The sequence below is a fragment of the Actinomadura sp. CNU-125 genome, from assembly GCF_001942465.1.
In the GTDB taxonomy this organism is placed as follows: domain Bacteria; phylum Actinomycetota; class Actinomycetes; order Streptosporangiales; family Streptosporangiaceae; genus Spirillospora.
Map to the genome: position 1 here is coordinate 1 of NZ_MKJY01000365.1, position 4,159 is coordinate 4,159.

Consider the following 4,159-nt stretch of genomic DNA (forward strand, 5'->3'; position numbering starts at 1 on the left):
CGGCCCGCCCCCACCGGCCCGATGCACGCCGGCTCTATGGCCGGGGACCCGGCGTCCGCCGACCCGGCGCCCACCCGCCTCGCGTCCGGCGCGCCCGAGCCCGCGTCCCGGGTGCGCACCGATCCGATGCGCACCGGTTCCGGCCCCGGCGATCGGGACGTTCGGCCGTCCGTGGAGGCTCGGACGCTGGAGTTCCTCGAACTTGCCGGGGCCTCCCGGAGTGCGCGAACGGACGAGCCGGGCGATTCGTCGCAGGGCGCGGACGTCCCGGCGCGCGGACGGCGGAGCACCGGGGAGCAGGTCCGGGCCTGGGCCCGCGCGAACGGACGCCATGTCGGATCGCGGGGCCGGATCGCCAAGGCGATCATCGACGATTACAACTGGGAGCACCCGGAGGCGCCGTACGATCCCGATAGGTGAATCGGGCGGCGACTTGACTTAATCGATGGTTGATTGGGTTCACGCATGTTTTAATGATGTCGTCACCCCCCTAGAGCTGGAGCGGACATGCCCTTCGGAAACTGGACGCCGCACGAGGAACTGGGCGGCGACCCCGGCGTCATCCGGCTCTCGGCGAGCCTGCTCGACCGCGACGACCGGCAGTGCCGCGACTTCGCCGCGCTCAAGGCCCGGCCGAGGGTGTGGCCGCGGCGCGGGCGGCCGCGGCGGTACGCGCCGTGGGAGACGTTCCCGCTCGGGATCGTGATGGACGCGCTGAACCTGACGGAGTTCGGGGGCGTGCCCGCGGACGACGCAATCGACAAGGCGCTCGGACGGGCGCGGTCGGCGGTGCATCCGGGCGTCGCTGTGTGGGTGCGGCACGCGTTCGACGCGTACCTGCGGGCGGCCGAATGGGTCGCCGAGGACCTTGAGGTCGAGGGGGTCGCGGTGCGGCCGGAGCCGCAGCCGCGGGTCGTCCAGGCCGAGTCGGCGGCGGAGCTGCGGGTGCTCACCGCGTGGGGACGCTGGTACGCGTCGGCCGACGGGACCGTGCGGGAGTTCCGGCGGCTGCGGGTCGGACGGCCCGGCGAGCGGGACGCGCCGTCGAACGACGCGCTCGCGTTCGTCGCGGCGGCGGGGCTGCGCGCGGACGGCGACGTCTACCGCGACCTGCCGGTCGAGGTCGTCCCGGACGAGGTCGCCCCGGAGCGCGTCCGGCTGGTGGAGGTCGTGCTCACGGGGGACGTCCCGCCGCGGGTGCTCGTGGACGCCTCGCCCGCCGAGGTCGGCCGCGTCTACCGGGAACGCACCAAGGCGATCGTGACCGACATCGCGTTCGGCACCGGCGCGCGTCCCGGCTCCGACTGCGTCGACTGCAAGGCCCTGCCGACGTGCGGCGCGGTGCCGGAGGTGCCGGGGCTGCTCGGACTCGACGGGCGCGGCACGCACCGTCGCACCTGGTCGGTGACCACCGGCCGGCAGTACCTGGTGTGCCCCGCGCAGGCGCATCTGCGGGAGCTGCACATTCCCGCCGCGCAGCGTTCGGACGGGACGGCGGCGCGGCGGGGCCGCGCGGTCCACCGGTGGCTGGAGTTCGCGCACGGCCGGTCCGGCGCCCGGGCGTGCTCGGCGGCGGACCTGCCCGAGTCCGGGCCGGGCGACGCCGCCGCGTTCATGACCCCGGAGGAGTACGCGGAGGCGCGGCCGTACCTGCTGGCGCACGTGGACGTGTGCCCGCTGCGGGAGCCGTGCGCGGACGTGGCGCCGGAGCCGTCGGTGGCCGCGCACGACACCGAGGCGGACGTCGTGGTCATCGCCCACCCGGACCTGATCCGCACCGTGGGCGGCACCGTCGTGTACCGGGAGACGAAGACGACGCAGGGCGCGCCGCCCGCCGGGGACGCCGGGACGCTGTTCACGCTCGTCCCGCAGCTGGCGCTGGCCGTCCTGCTGATGAAGCACGGCGTCCTCGGCGGGGACGGCGGCGGGATCGTCGAACTGGAGACGATGACGCCGTCGGGCGCCGAGGTGCTGCGGTTCGACGTGTGGGACCCGGCCGTCCGGCAGGCCGCCCGGGAGGTGATCACCTCGATGACCGCCCGCTGGCACGCCGACGAGGCGTTCCGGCCGCTGCCGGGCCCGTGGTGCGGCGGCTGCCCGGTCGCCGACTGGTGCCCGGACCGCGCGTCGAACGACCCCGGCGCCCCGATCGTGGTGGACGGCGTCCGCATCGACCCGCTCACCGGCGAGGTCCTCGGCACGTCGGTGACGGGCCGTGCCGCGGCCGTCGCCGAAGGCGTCACCGAACCGTCCGAAGAACCCCCGCCGTTCTGACCGCCGAACCGTCAGAGCCGCACTGCCCTGGCCGCCGAACCCGCTGAGGGGCGCGCCGTTCTGACGCCGAACGTCAGAGTGGCTCGCGCTGCTCTGATGCCGAACGTCCGAAGGGCCCGCACTGCTCTAGTCGCCGAACCCGCTGAGGGGCGCGCCGTTCTGACGCCGAACGTCAGAGTGGCTCGCGCTGCTCTGGCCGCGCGAGGGTCCCTATTGCCCCGATCGCCCGACCCTCCGGAGGACCGCGCTGCCCTGACCGCCGGACCGTCCGAGGGCCTGTCGATTCCGGCCGTCCGCCGGACCGTCCGGGAAGCCCGCCGTTGGCGGACCGCCGGGCCGTCAACGCTGGGGCCTTGGGGCGGTGGCCAGGCGGGGGGTCGGGGGGAGGTCTCGGATTCGGGCGGCGGCTTCGGCGAGGTCTTCGGAGGCGGTGACGCAGGCGGTGATGTGGTCGTGCAGGGTGGCGAACAGCCAGTCGGGGGCGGCGGCCTGGGTGCGTAGGCGGGCGGCGAGGACGCGGAGGCGGTCGGCGCATTCGGCCGTCTCGCGGGAGTCGGCGGCGAGGAGTTCGCCGTGGTCGGTGGCGTTCGCCCCGCGCGCGACTCGCGGCGCGTCCGGCACTGTGGCGGGCGGGCGCCGTCGAGGCGCGGGCCGGTCATCGGACCGGCGGCGGCTTCCGGACGCGCGCCGCGCGGCGGGGCCGTCGTCGAACAGGCGGTACACCTGGGAGCGGATCACCGGGCCCCGGTAGCGGGCGAGGTTGCGGTCGATCTCCGCGCGCTGCTCGGGGAGGTCGTCGGTGAGGTTGGTCGTGTAGTGCTCGATCGCGTGGCAGGCGGGGAACAGGTGGGTCGGGTCGGTGTAGTCGACGACGTACCAGCCGGGCCGGGGGTCGAGGCAGGCTCCGGCGCCCTGCCCGTCGAGGGACGGGACGATGTCGTGCTGGTTGGTGACGCTGGCGACCCAGGTGTCCGGGGACGCGGGGTGCTTGAAGTCGACCGGGGAGCCGATGGCGACGACGTGGGTGACGGTGCGGCGGGCGGCGAAGTCGGCGTCCTGCGCCAGGCTCATGACGGCGGCGCCGCCCGCGCTGTGGCCGATCAGCGCGAGTTCCGCGCCGGGCGGAACGCCGTAGTCGTCGATGGCGCGGGCGAGGGCGCGGCTGTAGGGGGCGCTGTCGCGGACCGTGCTGCTGAACGCGCCGAGCAGGTCGCAGGGGGAGGCGTCGTCGGGTACGCCGAGCCGCATGCCGGGCGCCTGGACGACGTGGCGTTCGGCGCCGTCGGGGCCGCGGACGGTCTGGACGAGCACGCGGCCGCCGGGGCCGAGGGCGCAGATGTTGGCGAGGAAGTCCAGGAGGGATCCGTGCGCGCGCAGCCGGTCGGCGGGGTAGGACGTGCGGACGGCGCGCGCCCGCGCCCGTGTCGAGGGCGGCGATGGCGCGGTTGCTGATGCCGGTGAGGGGGTCGGCGGTCGCGGTGCCGGTGCCGGTCGCGATGAGCCAGGCGGTGGCGTCGTTGAGCGGGTTCTGGTCGAGCAGGGCGCGCAGCGCGAGGATCTCGCCGAAGATCGGGGCGATCGCGGTGAGGGCGCGGACGGCGCCGTGGTCGCGGACGAGGGCGTACAGGGCGCGGGCCGAGTCGAGGTCGCGGTCGGCGGCGACGGCGTCGATGAGCCGCCGGACGAGCGGGTCGCGGACCAGTTCGGGGTTGGCGAGGGCCACGGCGGTGATCCGCAGGCGAAGCGAGGTGACCATCACCTGGATCGCCAGGTTGCCGGCTCCGGCCATGCCGCCCAGGCGTGCCGCGACGGTGCCGAGGGGGCCGCCGGTGAGGGCGTGCCCGAGCCCGCTCGCGCCGCCGACGGCGCGGCCGAGGGCCCGTCC

General features: G+C 75.6%; 3 protein-coding genes and 1 pseudogene. 3 read left to right on the forward strand and 1 reads right to left on the reverse strand.

The window, feature by feature from the left end; all coding sequences use genetic code 11:
• Window positions 1-420 (forward strand): Lsr2 family protein (locus BJF79_RS33400; RefSeq protein ID WP_262402919.1); only part of this gene is annotated, 420 nt, incomplete at its 5' end.
• An 87-nt stretch (window positions 421-507) separates the two neighbouring features.
• Window positions 508-2,274 carry a PD-(D/E)XK nuclease family protein gene (locus BJF79_RS33405; RefSeq protein ID WP_075903449.1) on the forward strand — a complete coding sequence of 589 codons (1,767 nt, stop codon included), beginning with the start codon at window positions 508-510 and terminating at the stop codon, window positions 2,272-2,274.
• Between the two features lie 339 nt (window positions 2,275-2,613).
• Here the strand turns inward: BJF79_RS33405 and BJF79_RS62770 are convergent, their stop codons facing one another.
• Entirely contained in the window at window positions 2,614-3,585 is a 972-nt protein-coding gene (locus tag BJF79_RS62770) for a hypothetical protein (RefSeq protein WP_075903451.1), read from the reverse strand.
• A gap of 85 nt (window positions 3,586-3,670) precedes the next feature.
• Here BJF79_RS62770 and BJF79_RS56155 point away from each other — a divergent pair.
• A pseudogene (locus BJF79_RS56155) lies at window positions 3,671-4,159 on the forward strand (hypothetical protein); the annotation flags it as partial.